This window comes from Flagellimonas olearia (assembly GCF_009184425.1).
GTDB lineage: Bacteria > Bacteroidota > Bacteroidia > Flavobacteriales > Flavobacteriaceae > Flagellimonas > Flagellimonas olearia.
On record NZ_WELG01000065.1, the window covers coordinates 1 to 427 of the forward strand.

1 protein-coding gene is annotated in these 427 nt (G+C 41.7%); it reads left to right on the forward strand.

All coding sequences use genetic code 11. The annotated features are described in order from the left end of the window. Window positions 1-427, forward strand: a 427-nt coding sequence (locus F8C76_RS19910) for an aminoacyl--tRNA ligase-related protein (protein WP_500683485.1), incomplete at both ends; no start/stop codon positions are given.

The window sequence follows — 427 nt, forward strand, 5'->3', positions numbered from 1 at the left end:
ACTCGCTCAACAAAATGGCTGGATTGATTTTGAAAGCGGCGTGAAACTCGCCAAAAGCCGTTTTTCTGTCATTAGGGGTTTTGGGGCTAAAATTTATCGCGCGCTCATTCATTTAATGTTGGATTTTAATGAAAAAAATGGCTTTGAAATCATCTACACGCCGGCGTTAGTGAATGAAAAAATGCTTTTTGGGACCGGGCAATTACCCAAATTCAAAGAAGATGTTTTCAAAATAGAAAATGAAAATTTGTATCTGATCCCCACCGCTGAAGTAACGCTCACTAATCTATACAACGACACGATTGTTAGCGTTGAAAAACTCCCTATTAAAATGACTGCGCACACGCCTTGTTTTAGGAGCGAAGCGGGGAGTGCGGGCAAGGACACAAGGGGGATGATAAGACAGCACCAGTTTGATAAAGTAGAG